General features: G+C 74.8%; 18 protein-coding genes. 5 read left to right on the top strand and 13 right to left on the bottom strand.

Annotated features, from left to right (window positions below; all coding sequences use genetic code 11):
- Positions 1-69: 69 nt before the first annotated feature.
- Both HT134_RS03370 and HT134_RS03365 read left to right on the top strand, forming a co-directional pair.
- Complete coding sequence (locus HT134_RS03370; RefSeq protein WP_312887942.1) at positions 70-1,272, top strand: acyltransferase family protein; 1,203 nt, start codon at positions 70-72, stop codon at positions 1,270-1,272.
- 228 nt (positions 1,273-1,500) lie between these two features.
- Positions 1,501-2,709: a cysteine--tRNA ligase gene (locus tag HT134_RS03365; protein WP_175598749.1), complete on the top strand. Its 1,209-nt coding sequence runs from the start codon at positions 1,501-1,503 to the stop codon at positions 2,707-2,709.
- Between the two features lie 140 nt (positions 2,710-2,849).
- Here HT134_RS03365 and HT134_RS03360 read toward each other — a convergent pair whose 3' ends face one another.
- The 4 genes from HT134_RS03360 to HT134_RS03345 form a co-directional block, all read right to left on the bottom strand.
- A complete protein-coding gene (locus tag HT134_RS03360) occupies positions 2,850-3,851 on the bottom strand; it encodes a sporulation protein (protein ID WP_175598748.1) in 1,002 nt (333 codons plus the stop codon).
- A 342-nt stretch (positions 3,852-4,193) separates the two neighbouring features.
- Positions 4,194-5,597: an MmgE/PrpD family protein gene (locus HT134_RS03355; RefSeq protein WP_312887941.1), complete on the bottom strand. Its 1,404-nt coding sequence runs from the start codon at positions 5,595-5,597 to the stop codon at positions 4,194-4,196.
- A 121-nt stretch (positions 5,598-5,718) separates the two neighbouring features.
- Positions 5,719-6,534: a cyclase family protein gene (locus HT134_RS03350; RefSeq protein ID WP_175598747.1), complete on the bottom strand. Its 816-nt coding sequence runs from the start codon at positions 6,532-6,534 to the stop codon at positions 5,719-5,721.
- Positions 6,535-6,552: 18 nt separating this feature from the next.
- Positions 6,553-7,833: an ABC transporter ATP-binding protein gene (locus HT134_RS03345; protein ID WP_175598746.1), complete on the bottom strand. Its 1,281-nt coding sequence runs from the start codon at positions 7,831-7,833 to the stop codon at positions 6,553-6,555.
- 188 nt (positions 7,834-8,021) lie between these two features.
- Here HT134_RS03345 and HT134_RS03340 point away from each other — a divergent pair, with 188 nt between their 5' ends.
- Positions 8,022-9,047, top strand: a complete 1,026-nt coding sequence (locus HT134_RS03340; RefSeq protein WP_175598745.1) for a LacI family DNA-binding transcriptional regulator — start codon at positions 8,022-8,024, stop codon at positions 9,045-9,047.
- A gap of 39 nt (positions 9,048-9,086) precedes the next feature.
- Positions 9,087-9,974 carry a carbohydrate kinase family protein gene (locus HT134_RS03335; RefSeq protein WP_175598744.1) on the top strand — a complete coding sequence of 296 codons (888 nt, stop codon included), beginning with the start codon at positions 9,087-9,089 and terminating at the stop codon, positions 9,972-9,974.
- Between the two features lie 24 nt (positions 9,975-9,998).
- On the opposite strand, the gene HT134_RS03330 is transcribed toward HT134_RS03335, so the two are convergent.
- The 4 genes from HT134_RS03330 to HT134_RS03315 all read right to left on the bottom strand — a co-directional run bounded on the left by HT134_RS03330 (position 9,999) and on the right by HT134_RS03315 (position 13,032).
- Positions 9,999-11,195, bottom strand: a complete 1,197-nt coding sequence (locus HT134_RS03330; RefSeq protein WP_175598743.1) for a cytochrome P450 — start codon at positions 11,193-11,195, stop codon at positions 9,999-10,001.
- Between the two features lie 37 nt (positions 11,196-11,232).
- On the bottom strand, positions 11,233-12,042 hold the full coding sequence (locus tag HT134_RS03325) for a class I SAM-dependent methyltransferase (protein ID WP_175598742.1): 810 nt from the start codon (positions 12,040-12,042) through the stop codon (positions 11,233-11,235).
- 15 nt (positions 12,043-12,057) lie between these two features.
- Entirely contained in the window at positions 12,058-12,525 is a 468-nt protein-coding gene (locus HT134_RS03320) for a GbsR/MarR family transcriptional regulator (protein ID WP_217707161.1), read from the bottom strand.
- 111 nt (positions 12,526-12,636) lie between these two features.
- Positions 12,637-13,032, bottom strand: coding sequence for a winged helix-turn-helix transcriptional regulator (locus HT134_RS03315; protein ID WP_175598741.1), 396 nt, complete (start codon positions 13,030-13,032; stop codon positions 12,637-12,639).
- Between the two features lie 137 nt (positions 13,033-13,169).
- Here HT134_RS03315 and HT134_RS03310 point away from each other — a divergent pair, with 137 nt between their 5' ends.
- A complete protein-coding gene (locus HT134_RS03310) occupies positions 13,170-14,105 on the top strand; it encodes an NADP-dependent oxidoreductase (protein ID WP_175598740.1) in 936 nt (311 codons plus the stop codon).
- A gap of 245 nt (positions 14,106-14,350) precedes the next feature.
- Here HT134_RS03310 and ligA read toward each other — a convergent pair whose 3' ends face one another.
- From ligA to edd, 5 genes are all read right to left on the bottom strand, one after another.
- Positions 14,351-16,420, bottom strand: a complete 2,070-nt coding sequence (gene ligA, locus HT134_RS03305; protein WP_175598739.1) for an NAD-dependent DNA ligase LigA — start codon at positions 16,418-16,420, stop codon at positions 14,351-14,353.
- Positions 16,421-16,642: 222 nt separating this feature from the next.
- A complete protein-coding gene (locus tag HT134_RS03300; protein WP_175598738.1) occupies positions 16,643-19,345 on the bottom strand; it encodes a serine/threonine-protein kinase in 2,703 nt (900 codons plus the stop codon).
- Between the two features lie 169 nt (positions 19,346-19,514).
- On the bottom strand, positions 19,515-20,129 hold the full coding sequence (eda, locus tag HT134_RS03295; protein ID WP_175598737.1) for a bifunctional 4-hydroxy-2-oxoglutarate aldolase/2-dehydro-3-deoxy-phosphogluconate aldolase: 615 nt from the start codon (positions 20,127-20,129) through the stop codon (positions 19,515-19,517).
- Positions 20,130-20,315: 186 nt separating this feature from the next.
- On the bottom strand, positions 20,316-21,305 hold the full coding sequence (locus HT134_RS03290; RefSeq protein WP_175598736.1) for a glucokinase: 990 nt from the start codon (positions 21,303-21,305) through the stop codon (positions 20,316-20,318).
- A complete protein-coding gene (gene edd, locus HT134_RS03285) occupies positions 21,302-23,242 on the bottom strand; it encodes a phosphogluconate dehydratase (protein ID WP_175598735.1) in 1,941 nt (646 codons plus the stop codon). The genes HT134_RS03290 and edd overlap by 4 nt, the downstream gene beginning before the upstream one ends.
- Positions 23,243-23,301 lie beyond the last annotated feature (59 nt).

Raw genomic sequence — 23,301 nt, 5'->3', positions numbered from 1 at the left:
GACGCCGGGCACCGTGCCCGTTCGCCGCCGCATCGCATCACCCGAGGCACTCCGGGTAGGTTGGGGCGGGTGTCGCCCGCCCCCGCCCGTCCCCCCGGCTCCCGTCCCGCTCCCACGGCCGCGCCGCGCGAGGAGCGCAGGCTGGCCTGGCTGGACGCGTTGCGCGGCGTCGGCGCGATGGCCGTGGTCGCCGAGCACATGCTCCCGTGGTTCCTGCCGTCGCTGCGCCCGTACTGGTTCAGCCTCGGCGTCTACGGCATCCTGGTCTTCTTCCTGGTCAGCGGGTACATCATCCCCGCCTCGCTGGAACGGCACGGCGACCTGCGGCGCTTCTGGGTCAGCCGGGCCTTCCGCCTCTACCCGCTGTACCTGGCCGTCGCCGCGCTGGTGGTCGGCCTGGCCTGGTGGGTGCCGGTGCGGGCGGAGGTGCCGCGCGACGGGGCGGCGGTGGCGGCGCACGCGACCATGCTGCTCGACGTCGTCGGCGTGGGCGGCGTCGCCGACACGATGTGGACGCTGTCCTACGAGATGGTGTTCTACCTGCTGGTGACGGCGCTGTTCGTGATGCGGGCGCACGAGCGCAGCGGGGCGCTGAGCGTGCTGTTCGCCGGCCTGTCGGTCGTCGTCGGACTGGTGCTCGCGGGGGCGGTGGTGACGGACGGCTGGCTCGCGTACGCCACGGGCGCCGTGTTCGCCGCCGGGCTCGCCGCCGTCGTCTCGGGCCGGTTCCGCACGGCCGGCGCCTGCCTGCTGGGCCTGATGGCTCTGGTGCTGCCGGTGCTGGGCGGCCGGGTGCCGTGGCTCGGGGTCGCCGTGCTCGGCGTGATGTTCGCGGGCACCGCCGTCCACCGCTGGGAGCGCGGCACCGCCCCCTTGTGGCCGGTGGCGGTCACGGGGGCGCTGGTCGCCGCGGCGCCCCTGGGGGCGATCGGGTCGGGATGGTGGTGGGTCCAGCCCGACGTGTGGATCACCACGGTCGCGCTGGCCGCGGCCACGTTCGCGGGCGCGATGGCGCTGCGCGGGCGCCGCCTGCCCCGGGCGCTCACCTGGATCGGGCTGATCAGCTACTCGCTCTACCTGGTGCATCATCCGCTGCTGAAGTACTTCGTCCAGGTCACGGGCGATCTGCGGCGGGCGCCGCTGCCGGTGCAGCTGTCCATGGCGGCCGCCGCGCTGGCCCTGGTGCTGCTGGTCAGCGCCCTGGCGTACCGGTTCGTGGAGCGGCCGATGCAGCGCCTCGGCCGCCGCGCGGCCCGCCCCGCCGCGAGCTGACCACGGCCGGCGTCCAGCAGGAACGCCAGGTGCCGCACCGCGTGCGCCGCGACGCCGCTGATCCGCCGGGCCGCCTCGTCGGGCGGCTCTCCCGGCGCCGGGACGGCCGAGGCGCGCCGCTGGGCCCGGCGCCCGCGGGCGTCCGCCCGTAGCATGAGCGTCTCAACCGAGACCGCGTGTCCTCCCGCCACCCGCACGCCATGCGGAGTGTCGGCCGGGAGAGCCGGGGTGCGAGAGAGAGGCGGCAGGCCGATGCCCGGGGTGCTGGTGCTGATGGGGTCGGGGGAGACGAGCCCGACCATGGTGGAGGTCCACCGCTCCGTGGCCCGGCGGCTCCCGGCCGGCGCGCGCGCCGTCCTCCTCGACACGCCGTACGCCTTCCAGGAGAACCGCGCCGACATCAGCGCCCGCGCCCGCCGCTACTTCGCGCGCAGCGTCGGCCTGGAGGTGCGGGTGGCCGAGGGCGTCGCGGGCGCCGACTGGGTGTTCTCGGGGCCGGGCAGCCCCACGTACGCGCTGGAACGCTGGAACGACGGGCCCGTGGGCGGCGACCTGCGGGCCCGCGTCCGGGCCCGGCGGGGCGCGACGGTCCTCGCCTCGGCGGCGGCCTGCACCGCCGGGGTGGCGACGGCGCCCGTGTACGAGATCTACAAGGCGGGCGCTGAACCGCACTGGCGGCCGGGGCTCGACCTGCTGGAGCCGCTCGGGCTGCGGGTCGTCGTGATCCCCCACTTCGACAACGCCGAGGGCGGCACCCACGACACCCGCTACTGCTACCTGGGGGAGCGGCGGCTGTCGCGCATGGAGCGGGAGCTGCCCCCGGGCACCGCCGTCCTCGGCCTCGACGAGCACACCGCCGTCCTGGTGGACCTCGGCACCGAGGAGGTGGAGGTGGCCGGCCGCGGCGGCCTGACGATCCGCCGGCCGGACACGCGGGCGGTGCTGCCCGCGGGCACCCGGCTCACCCTGGGGGAGCTGCGCCGCCTGGCCGAGGGCGGCGGCGCGGCCGCCACGCCGCCCTCGTCCCTGTCGTCGGCCTCGGCTCAGGGAGCGCGCCAGGTGACGCTGGCGGAGACGATCCGCGCCTGCGAGTGCCGCTTCCAGGAGGCGGTGGCCGGGGGCGACCCGTCGGCCGCCGCCCGGGCCGTGCTCGACCTGGAGGCCGAGCTGGTCAGGTGGTCGGCCGACACCGAGGAGGACGACGGCGGCGTCGACCAGGCCCGCGACCTCATGCGGCTGCTCATCGCGCGGCTGGGCGAGGCGGCGTCCGAGGCCGGGGTGCGCCGCCTCGCCGGGCCGCTGCTGGCGCTGCGCGACGAGCTGCGCCGGGCCGGCCGCTACGCCGACGCCGACGCGCTCAGGGACGCGATGGGCCGGGGCGGCGTCCAGGTCGAGGACACCCCTGACGGCCCTCGCTGGACCACCCGCCCCGACTGAGGCTCATCGCCGGAACGTCGCGGGAACGCGCCGCGCGGGCCGTCCGCTCGCCCGCACGGCGCAGGTCCTCGCGGTGTCCGGCGGCGCGCCTCGCGGTGTCCGGCGGCGCGCTTCGCGGGACCCGGAGGGCGCCGGCCGGGTCACCAGTCGTCGCCGCCGCCCTCGTCGTCGCTCTCGAAGATCTCCTCGATCGCCTCGCCCGCGAGGTAGCCGCCCACAAGACCGGCCGCGCCCGCCGCCGCCACCGCGCCGAGACCCGCACCGCCGCCGTGGTGACCGCCGTGATGGCCGCCGTGGTGGTCGGAGTAGTGGCCGCCGTGACCGAAGCCGTGACCGGAGTCGTGACCGCCGTGCCCGTAACCGTGGCCGCCGAAGTGCGCCAGGCCACTGAGCCAGCGGTCGATCTCGCCCGCCCAGTCCATGGCCTGCGCCTCGTCGTGGCTCACGCGGAAGCGGCCGATCGCGTCGCTCGAACCGCCGAACCGTCCGCTGCGCTTGTCGGCCTCCAGGATCACCTCCAGCCCGTGCGGGTCGGCGACGAACGTCAGCTCCACCTCGCCGACCTGACCGGCGTACCGGGGCGGCGGATAGAACTCGATCTCCTGGTAGAACGGCAGCTCCTGCCGCACGCCGTAGATCTGCCCGACCTCCACGTCGGCGGACCGGAACTGGAAGCCCAGCTCCAGGAACGAGCGCAGCACCCGCAGCTGCGACGGGAGCGGCTCCACCGCGACCGGGTCGAGGTCGCCCTTGTCGACGGCCTTGGCGATGGCCAGTTCGGTGCGCACCCCCACGGCCATGCCGGCCAGGGGCTGCCCCTCGACCTCGTTGAGCGGCGTCTCCCACGGCAGCGTGATCTGGAACGGGATCGTCCGCCGCTCCTTCTCCGCCAGCCGGAACGGGCCGGACACCTGGACGCGGTAGAACTCCGCGAGGCCGCTCGCCTCGCCCTCGCCGCCCTCGATCTCGACCCCGGCGACCAGACCGAGCGTGATGTGCTCGATGTCGGCGTCGAAGTCGCCGCCGGCGAGGCGTACCTCGCCGCTCAGCGCACCGCCCGGCCGGACGAGCGGCGTCGCGAGGACGGTGTCCACCGAGGGCGCGCCCACGCCGAGAGCGCCGAGCATGCGTTTGAAGACCACGGGTTGCACTCCTGTCGATCAGACCGATGACTGATGTCGAACGGCAAACGATCACCGCTGGGCGGTGGTTCCGGAACGCGCCGCGAGATTATCAGCCGGCACCCTCGTCCGAGGGCAGGTCAGGAGGTAACGCCGCGGCCGAGCCGGACGGACGAACCTCTGGCGGCGTTCGGTTGATCACTGAGGGGGTGGACATGTCAGGGTTCGCCCGTGCGCGCGGAGCCTCTCCTGCCGCGTCCCGGTCGCCACGGTGGAGCAGCGGAAGGCGGGGGACAGGCGGACGATGACCTCCGCGTCGAGCTCATGCCCGGCGCCCGCCGGGAGCGGCCCCGCTGAAGAACCTCACCCGGCGTGGGTGAGGCGCGGCAGGGGAGCGGCGGACGGGGCCGACGGGAGGGCGCGGGCCGCCGCCAGCAGCTCCTCCACCGCCTCCGCCCGCAGCGCGCGTCCCGCGTTCGAGCGGAACTTGACCTCCAGCTCCTCCCGCGTCAGCGGCCGTTCGGGGCCGCCCCGCGAGGAGTCCACCCGGTGCTCCCGCGTGGAGCCGTCGCGCAGCCGCACCCGGAGCACCGCCGCGAACGCCCGCGGGAACAGCTCCGAGGCCCGTTCGTCCGCCACGCACCGCACCCGCGCCGCCAGCGCGAGCGCGTCCTCGTCGAGCGCGGCGAAGTCGTCCAGGTCCAGCCCGAGCCCGCCGCCGCCGAGCAGCGCGGCGGCCACGACGTACGGCCCGGAGAACTTCGCGTGGTACGGCGAGCGCGGCCGGGCCTTGTCCCGCGGCGGCTCGGCAATGGTGGCCAGCACCGGGGCCGCCACTCCCAGCTCGGCCTCCGCCACGCTCTCCGGCGCGAGCCCGCCGGCCCGCAGCGCCAGCGCGCAGTCCACGGCGGGATGGGTGAAATGGTTGGCCGGATACGGCTTGTACACCGTGCGCGGCAGTTCCCACCGCTCGCCGAGCCCCGACAGCAGCGCCTCGGCGTCGTACCGGCCGTCCAGCCACGCCCGGAAGAACCCGAACCGTCCCTCCAGCACGGTCGGCGGCCCGGTCACGCCTTCGAGCGCCAGCACCGCCGCCGACACCCCGGCGTGCGCCGCCCACCCGCAGTGGGCCCGTTTGACCGTGCCGCCCGTCCGGTTGGCCTCGATGAGCCCGGACCCCATGCTGGCCGCCACCCCGGCCGCGTGCGCCACCCCCTCCGCCGGCAGCCCGAACAGCAGCCCCGCGGCCACGGCCGCCCCCAGCGTGCCGCAGATCGACGTGGCGTGCTGGCCCCGCTCGAAGAACAGCGAGGTGCGGGTCTCCGGCAGGTACGAGGCCATGCCCAGGCGCGCGCACACCTCGATCCCCGCGGCCACGGCGTCGACCAGCTCCGAACCGGTGGAGCCCGCGGCCTCGGCGGCGGCCAGCGCGGCGGGCACCACGGACGCGCTCGGGTGCAGCACCGACGGCAGGTGCGTGTCGTCGTAGTCGAGGGCGTGCGCCAGCGTGCCGTTGACCAGCGCCGCCGACGGGGCGGGCAGCCGGTCGCCGGAGCCGATCGCGGTCGCCTCGCCGGCGCCGCCCCACCGGCGCGCCGCCCGCAGCACCGCCGGTCCCGCGTCGGCCGCCGGGTCGGCGTACGCGGCCAGGCAGTTGCCGAGGACGTCCAGCACCCGCCCCGTCACGTCCTCGCGCACCGCGTCCGGCGCGCCCCGGTCCCGGCAGTCCGCCGCGAAGGCCGCCAGCCGCTCCATGTACGTCGTCACCGCACCGCCTCCCGGCCGGACACCAGCTCCCGGCCATCGACTCCCGGACGTGCCGAGGCTCTGCGGCGTGCCGAGGCTCTCGGACGGGCCGCGGCTCCGGGCCGGCCGAGGCTCCCGGACATCAGCTCTCGGGCGGGCCGAGGACGGCGAGCGGCCGGACCGGCGCTCCCGTGGCCCCCACGATCGGCAACGGGTTCAGCACCAGCAGGAACTCGCGCGCCCCCGAGTCCAGCAGCTCGTCCAGCCGCATGGTCTCCACGATGTTGACACCCGACTCCACCAGCATGATCCGGTGGACCGGCAGCGTGGCGTGCCCGCGCCCCGGCGGCACGTGCTCGAAGGCGATGGTCTCGCCGCCGACCACCCGCGGCCGGCGCGCGGCCAGCCAGCGCGCCGCGCCGACCCCCGGCCCCGGCGCGCCGCCCCGCGCCCCCGCGAAGTCCACCTCCTGGGAGGAGGCGGTCCAGTGCCGTGACCAGCCGGTCCCGACCAGCACGGCGTCCCCCTCGCGGATCTCCAGCCCGGCCGCGGCCCGCTCCAGGTCGTCCGCCGTGACCTCGTACCCGGGCGGCAGCGCCGCCACCCCGTGCGCCGCGGCCACGTCGAGCAGCACGCACCGCCCCACGTACGGCTCGAACGCGTCGATGCCCAGCTCGGCGAACCCGTCCTGGGACGTGACCTCGGCCGCGGGCCGCCCGCCGTGCAGCAGGCCGTCCTGCGAGACGTGCGCGAGCGCGTCCACGTGGGTGCCGACGTGGCCGCCCGTCACGATGATCTCGTTGGCGGCCGAGCCGCCGCCGGGCCGCACGACGTCGCCGTGCCGGCGCTCCAGGGTCATCCGGAACGGCGGGTGGTTCGGGGACTGCGGCATGCCCTTGCGCATCGGCTGCGCGAGGTCGAGCACGCGCGCCCCGTCCAGGTCCTTCCACAGCGGCATCGGCGGCTCCGGGGGTCGTCAGCGGCGGGGAGGGTCGATGCGGGCGCCGTCCAAGGTGAAGATCATCAGGCGGGTGGTGTCCACGGCGACCTTGGCGGCGTCGCCCGCGCGCCAGGCCGGCCGGCCGCCGACGCGGACGATGAGGTCGGCGCGCCGGTGGTGGCCGCTGCCGGGGTGCTGCCCGGCCTGCTCGTGGTCCTGGCGCTCCTCCTCGTGGCCGAACATCCGCTTGACGAACGCGCCGATCCGGCCGGAGGCGTTCTGGCGGGCGTTCGCGCGGGCCCTCGGGTCCGGCGGTTCGGGCACGGGCACGGCGGGGGCGCCGCACTCGATGTAGGCGAGCCACTCGTGACCGTGGTACTCCAGCGCCCGCACCCGCCCGAAGAACGACGGCCCCTCGTACGACTCCGGCACCGGCGCGAGGCCGTCGGGGCGCATGCCGACCAGCACCTGCCCGCCGGTGTGCTGGGAGATGGCGTACGCCCTGGGATCGCTCCAGGGGATGATCAGCCGGTGCGGCCCGAAGTCGAGCATGACGTACTCGTTCTGCGGGGTCCTGACCGTCGCGGCGAGCAGGTTGAGCTGCTGGGAGTTGAGGAACGCCGCCACGAACGCCGTCGCCGGGTCGTTGTAGATCTGCGAGGGGGTGCCGACGTCCTGCAGGACCCCGCGGTTCATGATGGCGATGCGGTCGGCCAGCGTGAGCGCCTCGATCTGGTCGTGGGTGACGTAGATGGTGGTGACGCCGAGCGACCTGACCAGCGCCGAGATCTCCATGCGCAGCTCGGTGCGCATGCCCGCGTCGAGGTTCGACAGGGGCTCGTCCATGAGGAACAGCTTGGGCTGGCGGACGATGGCCCGGCCCATCGCGACCCGCTGGCGCTGGCCGCCGGACAGGGTGCCGGGCCGGCGTTCGAGGGTCTCGTCGATGTGCAGCGCCTTGGACAGCTCGGTGACGCGCTGCCGGACGAGCTCGGGGTCGGCCTTGGCGATCTCCAGCGGGAACGAGATGTTGCCGCGGACCGTGCGGTGGGGGTAAAGGGCGCCGTTCTGGAACACCATGGCCACGTCGCGCTCGCGCGGGGCGAGATGGTTGGCGAGCTGGCCGTCGAGCCACAGGTCGCCCTGGGTGATCTCCTCAAGTCCCGCGATCATCCGTAACAACGTGGACTTGCCGCACCCTGAGGGCCCGAGCAGGACGAGGAACTCACCGTTTTCGGCCCGCAAGCTCAACCGGTCCACCGCCAGGTGGTCACCGGGGTAAACCTTGGTCACTTTGTCGAGAACGACCGAGCTCATGGGCCCACACCTTGCGCACGTGTCACCTGTGACGGGGCTGATGGAAGAGGTAGTACATCGCGCCACAACCCTGATGTCCACCCTTGGCATGAAACATCTCGCACAATCGTGATTTCGTCTGGAAGTGCTTGCGGAAATTTGCGGTAAGCCTTTCAAAGTGTGGGGTGGCCGGAGGTAAAGTGACTGCCATGAACGGTCACGCCCGCCTCGCCGACATCGCCGCCCAGGCCGGCGTGAGCGAGGCCACGGTCAGCCGGGTGCTCAACGGCAAGCCAGGTGTCTCGGCCGCCACCCGCCAGGCCGTGATGACGGCGCTCGACCTCATGGGCTACGAGCGCCCGCCCCGCCTGCGACAGCGCAGCAACGGCCTGGTCGGCCTGGTCACGCCCGAGCTCGACAACCCGATCTTCCCCGCGTTCGCCCAGGCCGTGGAGAAGGCGCTCACCCAGCACGGCTACACGCCCGTGCTCTGCACACAGCTCCCGGGCGGAGCGCCCGAGGACGAGTTCACCGAGCTGCTGGTCGACCGGGGCGTCAGCGGCATCGTGTTCGTGTCCGGGCTGCACGCCGACACCACCGCCCGCATGGACCGCTACACCCGGCTCACCGACCGGGGCCTGCCGATCGTGCTGGTCGACGGCTACAGCGAGCGCATCGAGGCCCCGTTCATCTCGCCCGACGACCGGCTGGCCGCCCACCTGGCCGTGCGGCACCTCGTCGACCTGGGTCACGAGCGGATCGGGCTGGCCCTCGGGCCGCGCCGGTTCGTGCCCGTGATCCGCAAGATCGAGGGCTTCCGCCAGGCCATGGCCCAGCTCCTCGGCGCGAGCGACGTGGACGACCTCATCGCCGACTCGCTGTTCTCCGTCGAGGGCGGCCAGGCCGCGGCCGCCCAGCTCCTCGCGCGCGGCTGCACCGGCATCGTGTGCGCCAGCGACCTCATGGCGCTCGGCGCGATCCGCGCCTGCCGCGAGAAGGGGCTGGCCGTGCCGGGCGAGGTGTCGGTGGTCGGGTTCGACGACTCGCCGCTCATCGCGTTCACCGACCCGCCGCTCACCACCGTGCGCAAGCCCATCGGCGCGATGGCCTCGGCGGCCGTGCAGACGCTGCTCGAAGAGGTGAACGGCGCGCCGGCCAAGCACGTCGAGCTGATCTTCCGTCCCGAGCTGGTGGTGCGCGGCTCCACCGGCTCGGGCCCCCTGGTCAACCGGTGACGAGTCCCGCCCCGGGCGGGACCGAGGAGGTTCCCGCCCATGGTTCATGACGTGCTCGTGCTCGGCGGCTCCGGGGTGGACGCCACCGTCTACGTCCCCGAGCTGCCCCTGCCGTACGCCGACACGTACGGCGTGCCGCCCATCCAGGAGCGGGTCGGCAACACCGGCGCCGGCGTGGCGCTCGGCTGCGCCGCGCTCGGCCTGTCGGTGGCCTTCGCCGACCTCGTCGGCGACGACCCGCAGGGCGCGATCATCCGTGAGGCACTGAGCGGCGTCGACGCCCGCTGGGGCCGGGCCGCGGCCGGCACCCGGCGCAGCGTCCTGCTCGTCGGGCCCGACGGCCGGCGCACGTCGCTGCACGACCCGCGCGACACGCCGGGCGAGCGCCTGCCGCGCGAGCTGTACGCCGGCGTGCGCGCCCGCCACGCGCACGTCTCGATCACCGGCTACTGCCGCGACGTGTACGACGACCTCGACGGCGTCCCGACCTCCACCGACCTGCACGACTGGGACGGCGTCAACGACCACCACCGCGACTTCGCCTACCGCTCGGGGCTGGTGTTCCTGTCGGCCGCCGCGCTGGAGTCGCCCGAACGGGTGATGCGCCACATCCTCGACCGGGGCCGCGCCGAGGCGGTCGTCTGCACGCGCGGCGCCGAGGGCTGCCTCGTGCTGCCGCGCGGCGGGGAGCTGCGCGCCTTCCCCGCGGCCCCGCTGCCCGGGCCGGTCGCCGACACCAACGGCGCCGGCGACGCGTTCGTCTCCGGCTTCCTGTACGGCCGGCTGCGCGGACGGCCGCTGGAGGAGTGCGTACGGCTCGGCGCGCTGGCCGGGGCCCACGCCTGCACGGTGGCCGGCACCCACGAGGCGCCGATCACCGAGGCCGCCCTGCTCGCCCGCCACGACCGGATCGCGGCGGACGCCTGACGTCCCGACGGCGGCGAGTCGTGGTCAGGCCAGGCTGAGGCGGCGGACTCCCGTCATGGTGGGTGTCGGGATGAACCTGACCGGGTCCTCCGGGTCGGTGCGCAGCGGGTCGAACCGGTCGAGCAGGATGTCCAGCGCGACCCGCCCCTCCAGCCGGGCCAGCGGAGCGCCCAGGCAGAAGTGGATGCCGCGGCCGAAGGCCAGGTGCGGGTTGGGGTCGCGGCCGGGGGCGAAGGCGCCGGGGTCGGGGAACTGCCGGGGGTCCCGGTTGGCCGCCCCGAGCCAGACCATGACCAGCTTGTCGGCCGGGATGGTCACGCCGCCCAGCTCGACCTCGCGCGTGGTCGAGCGGCCGAGCGCGGCGAACGGGGTGAACAGCCGCAGCGACTCCTCGATGGCGGCCGGCACCAGGGCGCGGTCGGCCCGTACCTTCTCCTGCTGCTCGGGGAAGGCGTCCAGGCAGAGCACCGTGTTGCCGAGCAGCATCGTCGTGGTGATGTGCCCGGCGAGCAGCAGCACGATGGCGAAGTTGACCACCTGCTGGTCGGGCAGGCGCTCGCCGTCCACCTCGGCCTCGACCAGCCGGGTCAGCAGGTCGGCCCGCGGCTGGCGCCGGCGCTCGGTGGCGTGGTCGGCCAGGTAGGCGCTCATCTCCTTCCACGGCCCGAGCGTGGCCTGGATGTCCGCGTTCCGTTCCTCGGCCGGCTCGTTGAGCGAGAACTTGGCGTCGCGCTGGAACAGCGCGTCGGCCCACTTCTTGAACAGGGCGCGGTCACCGGCGGGCACCCCGAGCAGCTCGGCGATCACGATGACCGGCAGCGGGTAGGCCAGGTCGGTCACCAGCTCCAGCCGGCCGCGCTCGCGGGCCGCGTCGAGCAGCTCGTGGGTGAGGGCGGCGATCCTCGGCTCCAGGTCGGCGACGACCTTGCGGGTGAAGGCGCTGCTGACCAGCTTGCGCAGCTTGCCGTGCTCCGGGGGGTCGATCTGGGTGATGAACCCCTCCAGCGAGAACTCGCCCTCCGGGATCATGCCCTTGGGGATCACGCGCATGGTGTCGGAGGAGAACGTCGCGGGGTCGCCGAGGATGTGGTGGGCCTCGGGGTAGCCGTAGACGTTCCACATGCCGGTCGCGGAGTCGTACTCCACCGGCGGGCCGGACCGCGTTCCGCGCAGCCAGAAGAAGTGTTCGGGGATGTCGTACCGTTCGACGATGTCGGTCATCGCCTCTCCTTTTCGGTTCCCGAAAGGGTGGAGCCCGTCAGAACGTGAACCGGAATTCCCGGTAGGCGTTCCGCAGCGCGGGCACGGCGTGCATGAGCCGGTAGAGGACGCGGTAGCGCCGTACCGGGATCCTGCGGTGGTGCGTGGTGAAGGGCGTCTGCTCGGCGCACCGCAGACGCGGGTTCCAGCGCTCGATCTCCCGCGCGTCGCGGGGAGCCCAGCGGAAGGGTTCGACCAGGCGGGCCATCCAGGGGGCCGGCGCGTCGAAGATCAGCTCGCCGCCCGCGGTGAAGTGACCGGTCAGCCGCGACAGCAGCGTGCGCGCCTCGTCCGGGGTCAGATACGGCAGCAACCCCTCCGCGACGATCAGGACGGGGCGGTCGGCGGGGACGCCCTCCAGCCAGCCGTCGTCCGTCACCGAAGCGCCGATCATCGTGTACCGGCCGCGTTCGGGGTAGATCCGCCGGCGCAGCTCGATGACGTGCGGGACGTCCACGTCGAACCAGCGCAGCTTGCCCAGCGGGTCGAGCCGGAGCATGCGGCTGTCCATGCCGCAGCCGAGCTGGAGCACGACGGCGTTCGGATGCCGGGCCAGGAAGGCGCGGCTCCAGTCGTCGAGCTGCCTGGCCCGCAACGCCACCAGGAACTGGTTGCTCGCCGGCCGCACCCGCCGCCGCAGCGCGGCGAAGTCGTAGTCGATGCGCTCGACGGCCTCGGCCGCGTAGCGGTCACCGAGGATGGGCTCGGGTAATCGGCTCTCCCACGCCCGCAGGTACAGGGTGGCCAGCAGCGTCCAGGTCACCCCCTCGCCGGCGGCCCCCCTGAAGTCGACCTTCGCCCCGTTCATGTGCCACTCCGATCGTCATCGATCCGCGTCGTCGCGCGAGTCGCGCCAGCGCCGGAGCATGTCGTCCGCGTCGCGCTCGGTCCAGAGGAAGAAGTCGCGGGTCTCCTCCAGCCGCGCCCGCTGCTCGGGCCGCTCGCCGCCGACGGCCGCCAGCCCGAGGTCCAGCGCCTCGACGGCCTGCCGCAGCGCGGCGAACTGGACCTTCATGACGTGCTCCCAGCCGCCGGCGGCGACCTGGTAGCGGTGCTCGCGGCTCGCCGTGGGGACGCGCTCGATCATGCCGGTCAGCTCCAGCTGCCTGGCGACCGTGCTGACGGCCGTCTTGCTCACGTCGAGGCGCGCGGCCAGCTCGGTGAGCGACTGGTGCGGCGGATCGCAGATCATCAGCCACGCGTACAGGCGCCCCATCGTGCGGGTGCCCCCGAAGCGCTCCATGACCAGCCCCATCCGGTCGACGAACTCGCCCTCCCGTGGATCCATCATGCCACCTCCGCAAACTACGTCAAGTACGTACTTGACGAAGTATACGATGACGTGCCGTGACCGTCTCCTCCCTGGGCGTACCCGCGCGAGGGGCGCGCGGCGGCGGCGCGGTCAGCGCGCGTCGTAGGTCTCGCGGGCGGTGATGACCTGCTCGATGTTGGACTCGGCCCAGTCCTTGATGGCCCGCATGACGGGTTGCAGGCTGTGCCCCAGCGGGGTCAGCTCGTAGTCCACCCGTACCGGCACCGACGGCGTGACCGAGCGCGAGACCAGCCCGTCGCGCTCCAGCGTGCGCAGCGTCTGGGTGAGCATCTTCTGGCTGACCCCGGCGACCGTGCGCGACAGGTCGCTGTAGCGGCGGGGGCCGTCGGCCAGCGCGTTGAGCAGCAGGCTGACCCACTTGTCGCTGATCCGGTCGAGGAGCTGCCGGGCCGGGCACTCCTGCAGGTAGGCGTCGTAGGCGGCGCGCGCCTCCTCGCGCCGCTCGGCGGCCGTCCGCGTGGTCATGGGTCTCCTGTTCGCCGCACGTCTGCGTGTGTTACGCACTCTCAGGTACGTACTTCCTGGAGGAGAGTACCTCTCCTACGGTAAGTCGTGGCGGCGCGAGGACGCCACCACCCCGAACGAGCGAGAGGAAGAAGATCATGCGTGCTGTCGTCATCCGTGGCTTCGGCGGCCCGGAGGTGCTGGAGATCGCCGACGTGCCCGTGCCGTCCGTGGGAGCGGGCCAGGTGCGGGTCAGGGTCGAGGCCGCGGCCGTCAACCCGGTGGACGTGGCCACCCGGTCCGGCGCCCTGACCGAGGCGGGGCTGCTGCCCGCCCGCGACCTGATCGGCATCGGCTGGGACGTGGCCGGGACCGTCGAGGAGACCGGCCCCGGCGTCGCCGGGCTCGCGGCGGGCGACCGCGTGGTGGGGCTGTCCGACCGGCTCGACGTGCCGCTCGGGACGCATGCCGAGCAGGTCGTGCTCGACGCGGACGCGGTGACCCGCGCGCCGTCCGGGGTGGGGGCGGTGGAGGCGGCGACGCTGCCGCTCAACGGGCTGACCGCCGTCCAGGCCCTCGACCGGCTCGGCCTGCGTCCCGGTGAGACCCTGCTGGTGACGGGCGCGGCCGGCGCGGTAGGCGGCTACGCCGTCCAGCTCGCCGTGGCACGGGGGTTGCGGGTCGTGGCGGTGGCCGGGGCCGCGGACGAGGCGCTGGTCCGGGAGTTGGGCGCGGAGCTGTTCGTGCCCCGGACGGCCCGCCTCGGGGAGGCCGTGCGGGCGCTGGTGCCGGGCGGCGTCCACGGCGCCCTGGACGCCGCCGTGACCGGCGCGGCGGCCCTCGACGCGGTGCGCAACGGCGGCTCCTTCGCCGCCGTGGTGGCGGGCGGCGAACCGCTGCCGCTGCGGGGGACGCGCGTGTTCACGCACTGGATCAGCGCGGACGGGGCGCGGCTGGCCGGCCTGGTGACGCTGGTCGAACAGGGGAGGCTGACGCTCAGGGTCGCCGGCACGCTGCCGCTGGAGGAGGCCGCCGAGGCCCACCGCCGCCTGGCCAAGGGCGGCCTGCGCGGCCGGCTCGTCCTCGTCCCCTGACGCCGCCACGCCGCCCGGCTCGTACGACGGGTCGCCGGCCGCCACCGACGGTCCGCGTTCCCGGGGCGGGAGTGGCGTAGGCCCCCTGGCTGGTCCATGACGCCTTCTCCCTCGACCTCGTCACCGTCCCGGACCCTGAGACGGTGAAGCACCGCGTCCACCTCGAGCTCGCCACGACCTCCGCCGCCCGTCAGGCGGACCCGTGTCCTCGGACGAGGCTGAGGCGGAGCTTCTTGCAGACCCCTTCACAGGAAGCGCCCCACCATCTGGGCGAACTCGTCGGGGGCGACGATCCGCACGCCCAGCCCTTCGGCCTTGGTGCGCTTCGCCCCGGCCTTGTCGCCCGCGACCAGCAGTGACGTCTTGGCCGACACGCTGGAGGACGCCTTGCCGCCGGCGCGTTCGATCAGCTCGTTGACCTCGTTGCGCGACAGGGCTTCCAGCGGGCCGCTCATCGCGCCGGTGACGACGACCGACATGCCGGCCAGCGGCAGCTCGGCGGAGGCCGGCTCCGCGGCGCCCGCCACCGCCGTGACGGCACCGGGCTCGGTCATGTTCACCCCCGCCGCGATCAGCTTGTCGATGAGCTCGCCGAGTTCGGCGAGCTCGGCGACCACGAGCGGCGCCTTCTCGGGCCCGATGCCGTCGACCACCTGGAGCGCCTCGGCGTCGGCGTCGCGGATGGCCTGCATGGCGCCGAAGTGGCGGGCGATGCGGCGGCTCATGGACCTGCCGGTGCCGCGTACTCCGAGGGCGCAGAACACCCGGCTGAGCGGCCGGTCCTTGGCGCGCTCGATGGCGGCCAGGAGCTTGTCGGTGCTGGTCTCGCCCATGCGCTCCAGGCCCAGCAGTTGCTCCCGGGTCACGGTGAACAGGTCGGCGAAGTCGGTGATCAGGCCCGCGTCGAGGAGCTGCTGGATGCGGTTGTCGGCCAGGCCCTCGATGTCGAGCTGGTCACGGCCGACGGCGTAGCTGATCGAGGCGATCGCCCGGCAGGCGCGGCCGCGCACGCAGCGCCACCGTTCCTGGGACTTGTCGATGGCGTCACCGCAGGACGGACACACCTCGGGGAAGGCGATCGGCTGCTCGCCGCCGGTGCGCAGGTGCACGACCGGGGACTCGACCCGGGGGATGACGTCGCCAGCCTTGTAGACGACGACGCTGTCACCGAGCATGAGCCCGCGTCGGGTGATGTCGGCCACGTTGTGCAAGGTCGCGTAGGTGACGATGCTGCCGTCCAGCGTGACCGGCTCCAGCACGGCGCGCGGGGCGATGACGCCGGTGCGGCCGGTGTTCCACTCCACGCCGAGCAGCTTGGTGATCTTCTCGACGGCGGGGAGCTTGTAGGCGATCGCCCAGCGGGGCGCCCGTGAGCTGAACCCGGCCTTCTCCTGGTCGGCGGCCAGATCGCACTTGATCACGATGCCGTCGATGCCGAACGGCAGCTCGGCCCGCTCGGCGGCGATCTGCTCCACCCGCTCCTGCACCTGTTCGAGGGAGGTGGCGACGACGCCGGCCACCGGCGTGGCGGCCGTGGTCTGCACACCCTGTCCGGCGACCCAGGTCATGATCTCGCTGTGCGGGAGCTCCCGCAGCCGCGCGGCCGGTTCCGAGTCGTCGTCGGGGCCGGGCAGGGCGCCGTAGCCGAAGAACGTCAGCTCGCACACGTACGGCCGGTCCTGGGCGCGCAGCGTGCCGGCGGCGGCGCTGCGCGGATTGGCGAAGGTGCTGCCGTCGTGCGCCTGACGCTTGGCGCACGCCTGCTCGAACTGCTCGGTCGTCATCATGACCTCGCCGCGCAGCTCCACCGTGACGGGGTCGGCCAGCCGGTCGGGCAGGCCGACGACGGTGCCGATGGCGTGGGAGACGTCCTCACCGGCGGAGCCGTCGCCGCGGGTGACGAGCTGGACCAGACGGCCGCCGCGGTAGCGGGCGGAGATGGCCAGGCCGTCGAGCTTGGGCTCCACGCTCCAGGCCGTCACCGTCCGGCCGAGCCTGCGTTCCAGCGAGGCGGCCCAGTCGGCCAGGTCCTCGGGGCCGAAGACGTTGTCCAGGCTCAGCATCGGCACCGTGTGCGGCACGTCGCCGACGACCGCGCCGCCGGCCACCTTCCCGGTCGGCGAGGCGGGGAGCACCTGCTCGGGGTGTTCGCGCTCGTACGCGGCGATGCCCCGTACCAGCTGGTCGTAGGCGTCGTCGTCCAAGGGGGAGTCGCCCTGGCCGTAGTACGCGGCCGCGGCGTCGGCCGCGAGCTGCACGGCCGCCGCGTAGGCGGCCTGGTCGGAGAGCTCGGCGTGCGGAGGAGCATCGATCATGCGCTCATCGTGCCGGGCGGCTCCGACATTTCCTTCGACCCGAGCAGGTCACGTTCGCGACCCGGCCGCATCCCACCCGGCGCCGCCGCCGCGACGAGCGCTCTGGAGGACCGCATGACAGGATGCGACAGTTCGGCACGCCGGTGCACCCGATCCGGCGGACACGGTGGCCGGGGGTCGCCGCCGGAGGTCTTCGGCACCGGCGCGACCAGTGAACCGAGGTCAGTCTCCGAGGGCGACGCGGACGCCGTGGCTCAGGGCGGAGTCGTGCAGCTCCAGCTCCGCCGGCCGGGCCTGCTTCGGCAGCTCGAACACCAGCGACCCGCTGAACGACTGGCCCGGCCCGATGCGCACCGGCGTGAGCTCCTTGCCCGCCTTGTCGAGCAGCCGCGTGGCCGCGTGCGGCACGTCGTCCTCGTCGCAGAGCTTCTGCTGGCCCGGGTAGAGGACCCGCCCCTCCTTGCCGACGTTGTCCACCTTCAGCGACACCGTGCAGGTGCGCTGCGCGGCCGACTTGGCCGGTTTGGGGCACGTGGTGCCGGTCACCGCGAAGCGCAGCCTGCCGTCCTGGGCCGGACGCTCCGCGCCGACGGCCGCGGGGGAGCGGCCGAGCCAGGCGACCAACGCCACCAGCAGCACGAGCAGCACCACGGCGATCACCACGGCCGTCAGGCAGCCGGTGAACGTGGCGCGGCGCGCCCCGCCGGGCGGCGGCATCGTGGTGGGCGGCAGCGGCCCCCGGCCCGTGAGCCGCGACGAGCGCCCCGGGCCAGGCAGCGGGCCCTGCGCGGTAGGCCCATGCGCCGACGGCCCAGGTGCCGAGGGACCGTGCGAGGACGGGCCGTGCGGGGACGGGCCGTGAGACGAGGGGCCGTGAGACGAGGGGCCGTGCGGGGACGGGTTATGGGACGTGGGGCCCTGCGGCGGCGGCCCCTGGGTGCCCGGGGACTGCCGGCCCGGGAGCGGGCCTTGCCCGCTGTGGTGGTGGGGCGGCTGCTGAAGGTGCCCGGACGGCGGGGGACCCTGCGGCGGCGGGCCGCCCGAGGGCAGGGGGATGCCCGTGAGCGACGGCCCGTCCGCCGGCGGACCGGCCTGCGGCAGGCGCAGGCCCGTGAGCGACGGCCCGTCCGCGGACGGACCGGCCTGGGGCACGCGCATGCCGGTCAGCGATGGGCCGTCCGCGGACGGGCCCGGTCCCGGATGGCCGGGCTGGGCCTGGTGGGACGGCGCCGAGACGGACGGCGCCTGATGGGCGCCGGGCCCGCCCTGATGCGGCGCGGCCGGGTGCCCGGACGGCGAGGCGGGCCCCTGAGGGCCGGCGGTGTGGCCAGGCTGAGGCCCCGCAGGCATGGAAGGAGCCGCGTGCGGCCCAGGCTGGGAACCAGGAGATGCGGCCGAAGCCGCATGCGGCCCCGGCTGCGGTCCGGCGGCCGCCTGCGGTCCGGGCTGCTGTCCGGGGGAGGCATGTGGCCCGGCGGACGGGTGCGGTCCAGGCTGGGGTGGGGCCGACGCGTGTGGTCCCGGCTGCGGTGCGGCGGACGCGGCAGCGGACGGCTGGGAACCCGGGGGCCCCGCAGCGGGACCGTGCGGTGATCCGGCACCGGGCATCTGCGGCCCGGGCGCACCCTGGGGACCCGGCGGTGGCCCAGAGGGCCCATGGGGGGCCGCGGCCGATGGCGCTTGAGAGGCCGGGGGCGCGGCGGCGGGACCGTGCGACGACCCGGGGCCGGGCATCTGCGGCCCGGGCGCACCCTGGGGACCCGGCGGTGGCCCAGAGGGCCCGTGAGGGGCCGCGGCCGACGGCGCCTGAGAGCCGGGAGGCGGGGACATCTGAGAGCCGGGAGCCGGAGGCACCTGGGAGCCGGGAGAGGGCGGCGCCGGGGAGCCGGGAGGCGGGGGCATCTGGGAGCCGGGAGAAGGAGGCGCCTGCGGACCGGCGGGCGCCTGGGTGCCTGGACCGGGGGACGGTTGGGGGCCCGGGGGCTGGCCGGGGTGGCCCGGGGTGTTCGCGGGTGCGCCCGCCAGCGGCGGGAACTCCGCCGGGTCCCACGTGTTCGTGAGGTGGCGCGTCGCCGCGAGCTGCGCCGCCGGCTCGTCCGCCGCCCCCACCAGCTCCAGCAGCAACTGCCGGGCCGCCGGGCGGCGCGCCGGGTCGGGGTGGATGGCCGCCGCCACCAGCCGGTCGAGCGGCGCGGGCAGCCCGCGCAGGTCGGGCGGCGCGGTGCGGGCGCGGGCGGCCATGACGTACGCGTCGCCCTCGCCGAACGGATGCCCGCCGAGCCCCGCGTACGCGATGAGCGACCCCCACGCGAACACGTCGCCCGCCGGGCTCGTCCTGCCCTCGAACACCTGCTCCGGAGCGATCCACCCCGGCGTGCCCATGACCATCCCGGCGTTGGTGTGGCGGGAGGACAGGTGCGCCGAGCGGGCCAGCCCGAAGTCGATCACCCGGGGCCCGGCCAGCGTCAGCATCACGTTCGCCGGCTTGAGGTCGCGGTGGACGAGGCCCGCCGCGTGGATGGCGGTCAGCGCCGCCGCCACGCCCACGGCCGCCGAGTGCAGCACGGACGGCGACAGCGCCCCGTGCTCGATCAGGTGGTCCTCGAGGGAGATGCCGTCGATGTACTCGGTGACGAGGTAGAGGACGCCGTCGTCCTCGCCGTGGTCGAGCACCCGGGCGGTGCAGAACGAGGCGACCTTGCGGGCGTTGGACACCTCTTCGTGGAAGCGTGCCCGGTAGACGGGGTCGGCGGCGTAGTCGCGGCGGATCGCCTTGAGCGCCACCCGCGGGCCGTCGGCGGCCCTGGCCAGGTAGACCGTGCCCATCCCGCCCGACCCCAGCCGGCCGTACAGCTCGTAGGGGCCGATCGACTGGGGGTCCTCGGGTGTCAGCGGAGTGCCCGCGGAGCGGCCCTGCAGCCCCAACGTCGCTGTCCTCTCGCCGTCGTCATCCCGCCGCCTGAACCGGCCGGGCCTTCGCCCGGCATGCCCTTTTCCACCCCAGACTCTAACGGTAAACGGCACCCCGCGGTGGCGACCCGGCCCGCTCGGCCTGGCTCGCCCCCGTACGGTGCGGAACGGCTGCGGCGCCGGGTCAGCGCAGGGCCGCGGCCTCGGCGGCGAGGGCCTCGACGCGGGCCCAGTCGCCCGCCGCGAGCGCGTCGGCCGGGGTGAGCCACGTCCCGCCCACGCAGCCGACGTTGGGCAGCGCGAGGTAGTCCGCCGCCGTGTCCGGCCGGATCCCGCCGGTCGGGCAGAAGCGCATGTCCGGCAGCGGCCCCGCCAGCGCCTTCAGGTACGGCCTGCCGCCCGCCGCCTCGGCCGGGAAGAACTTCAGCTCCTTCAGCCCCCGCTCGGCCAGCGCCATGACCTCCGACGCCGTGGCCGCGCCGGCCAGGAACGGCGCGCCGCCCGCCAGCATCGCGTCCACCAGCGACGACGTGGCGCCGGGCGACACCAGGAACGACGCGCCCGCCTTGAGCGACGCCTCGACGTCGGCTCCGGTGCGCACCGTGCCGGCGCCCACCACGGCGCCGGGCACCTCGGCGGCGATCCGGCCGATCGCCTCCAGCGCCACGCTCGTACGGAGCGTCACCTCGATGACCGGCAGGCCGCCGGACACCAGCGCCCGCGCCATCGGCACGGCGGTCTCCACATCCTCGATCACCACGACGGGGATCACGGGGGCGAGGTCGAGCAGGCTCGTCATCTGCGGTTCTTCTCCTTGCCGGCCTTCGGGGCCGTCGTCGATCTCGTCGGCCCGGAGGCCGTTCCACGTCTTCACGTCACGGGCCGGGGCAGCGCGCCGCCCGGCCGGAGCGGGCCGGCGCGCCCAGGCTACCGGCCCGTGCTCCAGGCCACGGCCCGGAGCACGGCCGGTGCCGCGGCGCGGTCGTCACGCACGGCCCGCCCGGGAGGCGAGGTGGGCCAGCCACGCCGCCGCCCCCGTCAGCGCGGGCTGCGGGGCGACGATCAGCGACGTCGCGATGGCCGACAGGTACTCCGTCATGTCCGGGTTCGCGGCGAACCGCGCCCGGAACGGCCCCGTACGGACCCGTTCCGCGATCCGCGGCAGCACCCCGCCGCCCAGGTAGACCCCGCCCCGCGCCCCCAGCGTCAGCGCGACGTCGCCCGCGAACGACCCCAGCAGCCCGCAGAACACCTCGACCGTCTCCGCGCACAACCCGTCGTCGGCCCGCGCGACGATCCCCGACGCCGTGTCCTCGACCGGCGGTACGCCCCTGACCTCCGCCAGCGCCCGGTGCAGCCGCACCAGCCCCGGTCCCGACAGGACGTGCTCGGCCACCACCTGGCCGCCCGGCCCGCCCGAGTCTCCCGGCGAGCGCGCGTGCCGCAGCGCCCGCAGCACCTCCAGCTCCCGCTCGTCCTGGACGGGCAGCGTCACGTGCCCGCCCTCGCCCGGGACCGGCACCCAGCCGCCGTCCACCGGCACCAGCCCGGCCACGCCCAGCCCGGTGCCGGGGCCGAGCACCGCCTTCACCCCGTACGACGGGGCGGGGCCGCCCAGCGCGGCCAGGTCGTCGCCCTCCAGGTGCGGCAGTGACAGCGCCAGCGCCTCGAAGTCGTTGAGCAGCGCCACCTCCGGCAGGCCGAGGTCGCGCGCCGAGCCGGACCACGGCAGGTTCGTCAGCGCATAACGGTCGCCGTCCACGGGCCCGGCCAGGGCCAGGCACGCCGCCCCGGGCCGGGCGCCGCCGGCGTGGTCGGCGAGGTAGGCGGCCACGGCCTGCGGCAGGCCGCGGTGCTCGGCCCCGGCCAGCACCGCGACGTGCGAGGGCCGCGCCCCCGGCGAGGTCACCAGGCCGAACCTGGCGTTGGTGCCCCCGACGTCGGCGACCAGCCACGGATAGGCGAAAGAGCTCACCCGGTGACTCCGGCGCGGACCGCGTCGCCGAGACCCGTCTCCAGGTGGGAGGAGCCGGCCTCCACCGGGAAGCCGAGCCCCGGGCCGTGGTGCGGCGACTCGGCGCCGCTGACGCCGAAGACGCCCGCGCCCTGCTCGGCGTGCCCGGCCATGCGGCGGAACGCCGCGAACAGCTCACGGCCCGTGCCCACCCACTCGGCGTCGCTGAGCGGCCGGCCGGCGGGCGTGCGCCGCGCCAGCTCCTCGGCCGGCACCAGCAGCTCCAGCGTCCCGGCCGCCGAGTCGAGCCTGATCACGTCGCCCTCGCGGACGAGCGCGATCGGGCCGCCGTCGGCCGCCTCCGGCGACAGGTGGATGGCCGCGGGCACCTTGCCGGACGCGCCGGACATGCGGCCGTCGGTGACGATCGCCACCCGCTGGCCCCGGTCGAGCAGCACGGCCAGCGGCGGGGTGAGCTTGTGCAGCTCCGGCATGCCGTTGGCGCTCGGCCCCTGGTAGCGGATGACGGCGACGAAGTCCTGCCCGTCCAGCTCGCCGGCCTCGAACGCGCGCAGCAGGTCGAGCTGGTCGTCGAACACCTTGGCCGGCGCCTCGATCACCAGGTGCTCCGCCTTGACGGCCGACACCTTGCTCACGGCCCGGCCGAGGTTCCCGTCGACCATGTGGATGCCGCCGTCGGCGGAGAACGGGTCGGCGACGGGACGCAGCACGTCGAGGTCCGCGCTGCCGCCCGTGACCTCCGACCACACCAGCGCGCCGTCCTCCAGGGCCGGGGCCGAGCGGTAACGGCCGAGACCGCGTCCGGCGACCGTCATCACGTCCTCGTGCAGCAGGCCCGCGTCGAGCAGGTCGCCGATGAGCACCTGCATGCCGCCGGCGTCGCGGAAGTGGTTCACGTCGGCCTGGCCGTTGGGGTAGATGCGGGTGAGCGACGGCACGACCTTCGACAGGCACGCCAGGTCGTCCCAGGTCAGGACGATGCCCGCGGCGGCGGCCATGGCCACGAGGTGCAGCGTGTGGTTGGTCGAGCCGCCGGTGGCCAGCAGCGCGACGCAGGCGTTCACGATGGCCTTCTCGTCCACCAGCTCGCCGAGCGGCGTGTACTCGGAGCCGTGCGCGGTGATCTCCACGGCGCGGCGGCCGGCCGCCTCGGTGAGGGCGTGCCGCAGCTCGGTGTGCGGGTTGACGAACGTCGAGCCCGGCAGGTGCAGGCCCATGACCTCCATGAGCGCCTGGTTGGAGTTGGCGGTGCCGTAGAAGGTGCAGGTGCCGGGGGAGTGGTAGGACTTGGCCTCGGCCTCCAGCAGCTCGCCGCGGCCCACCTTGCCCTCGGCGAACAGCTGCCGGGTGCGGGCCTTGACCTTGTTCGGCAGCCCGGAGGTCATCGGGCCGGCCGGCACGAAGATCGCCGGCAGGTGCCCGAAGTGCAGCGCGCCGATGAACAGCCCCGGCACGATCTTGTCGCAGACGCCCAGCAGCAGCGTGGCGTCGAACATGTCGTGCGACAGGGCGATCGCGGTCGCCATGGCGATCACGTCACGGCTGTAGAGCGACAGCTCCATGCCGGCCCGGCCCTGGGTGATGCCGTCGCACATGGCCGGCACGCCGCCCGCCACCTGCGCCACGCCGCCGGCCCGCCGCACGGCCGCCTTCAGCTCCGGCGGGTACGTCTCGTACGGCTGGTGCGCGGACAGCATGTCGTTGTAGCTGGTCACGATGGCCACGCCGGGCTTGGCGGCGCCCATGAGGGCGGGCTTGTCCTCGGCCGGCGCGGCGGCGAAGCCGTGGGCCAGGTTGGCGCAGCCCAGGTGGGCGCGGGCCGGGCCCTTGGCGCGGGCGGCCTCGCCGGCGCGGCGGACGCGGTCCAGGTAGACGGTCCGGCTGGCGCGGCTGCGCTCGGCGATCCTGCCCGTGATCTCCTGGATGACGGGGTTCATGGACGCTCCTTCGTCGGGCACACGGCCGCGTTCGGGTTCTCGGTCGCGTTCGGCTTCGG

It is taken from the genome of Nonomuraea rhodomycinica, assembly GCF_013363995.1.
GTDB lineage: Bacteria > Actinomycetota > Actinomycetes > Streptosporangiales > Streptosporangiaceae > Nonomuraea > Nonomuraea rhodomycinica.
This window is presented reverse-complemented; position numbering and strand designations above follow the sequence as displayed.

Excerpts from the sequence above, each read along its gene's own strand:
- ligA (WP_175598739.1), bottom strand. The coding sequence starts at position 16,420 with ATGATCGATGCTCCTCCGCACGCCGAGCTCTCCGACCAGGCCGCCTAC.
- HT134_RS03320 (WP_217707161.1), bottom strand. The coding sequence starts at position 12,525 with ATGATGGATCCACGGGAGGGCGAGTTCGTCGACCGGATGGGGCTGGTC.
- HT134_RS03330 (WP_175598743.1), bottom strand. The coding sequence starts at position 11,195 with ATGACCGACATCGTCGAACGGTACGACATCCCCGAACACTTCTTCTGG.
- edd (WP_175598735.1), bottom strand. The coding sequence starts at position 23,242 with ATGAACCCCGTCATCCAGGAGATCACGGGCAGGATCGCCGAGCGCAGC.
- HT134_RS03335 (WP_175598744.1), top strand. The coding sequence starts at position 9,087 with ATGGTTCATGACGTGCTCGTGCTCGGCGGCTCCGGGGTGGACGCCACC.
- HT134_RS03315 (WP_175598741.1), bottom strand. The coding sequence starts at position 13,032 with ATGACCACGCGGACGGCCGCCGAGCGGCGCGAGGAGGCGCGCGCCGCC.
- HT134_RS03325 (WP_175598742.1), bottom strand. The coding sequence starts at position 12,042 with ATGAACGGGGCGAAGGTCGACTTCAGGGGGGCCGCCGGCGAGGGGGTG.
- HT134_RS03340 (WP_175598745.1), top strand. The coding sequence starts at position 8,022 with ATGAACGGTCACGCCCGCCTCGCCGACATCGCCGCCCAGGCCGGCGTG.
- HT134_RS03350 (WP_175598747.1), bottom strand. The coding sequence starts at position 6,534 with ATGCCGCTGTGGAAGGACCTGGACGGGGCGCGCGTGCTCGACCTCGCG.
- eda (WP_175598737.1), bottom strand. The coding sequence starts at position 20,129 with ATGACGAGCCTGCTCGACCTCGCCCCCGTGATCCCCGTCGTGGTGATC.
- HT134_RS03345 (WP_175598746.1), bottom strand. The coding sequence starts at position 7,833 with ATGAGCTCGGTCGTTCTCGACAAAGTGACCAAGGTTTACCCCGGTGAC.
- HT134_RS03310 (WP_175598740.1), top strand. The coding sequence starts at position 13,170 with ATGCGTGCTGTCGTCATCCGTGGCTTCGGCGGCCCGGAGGTGCTGGAG.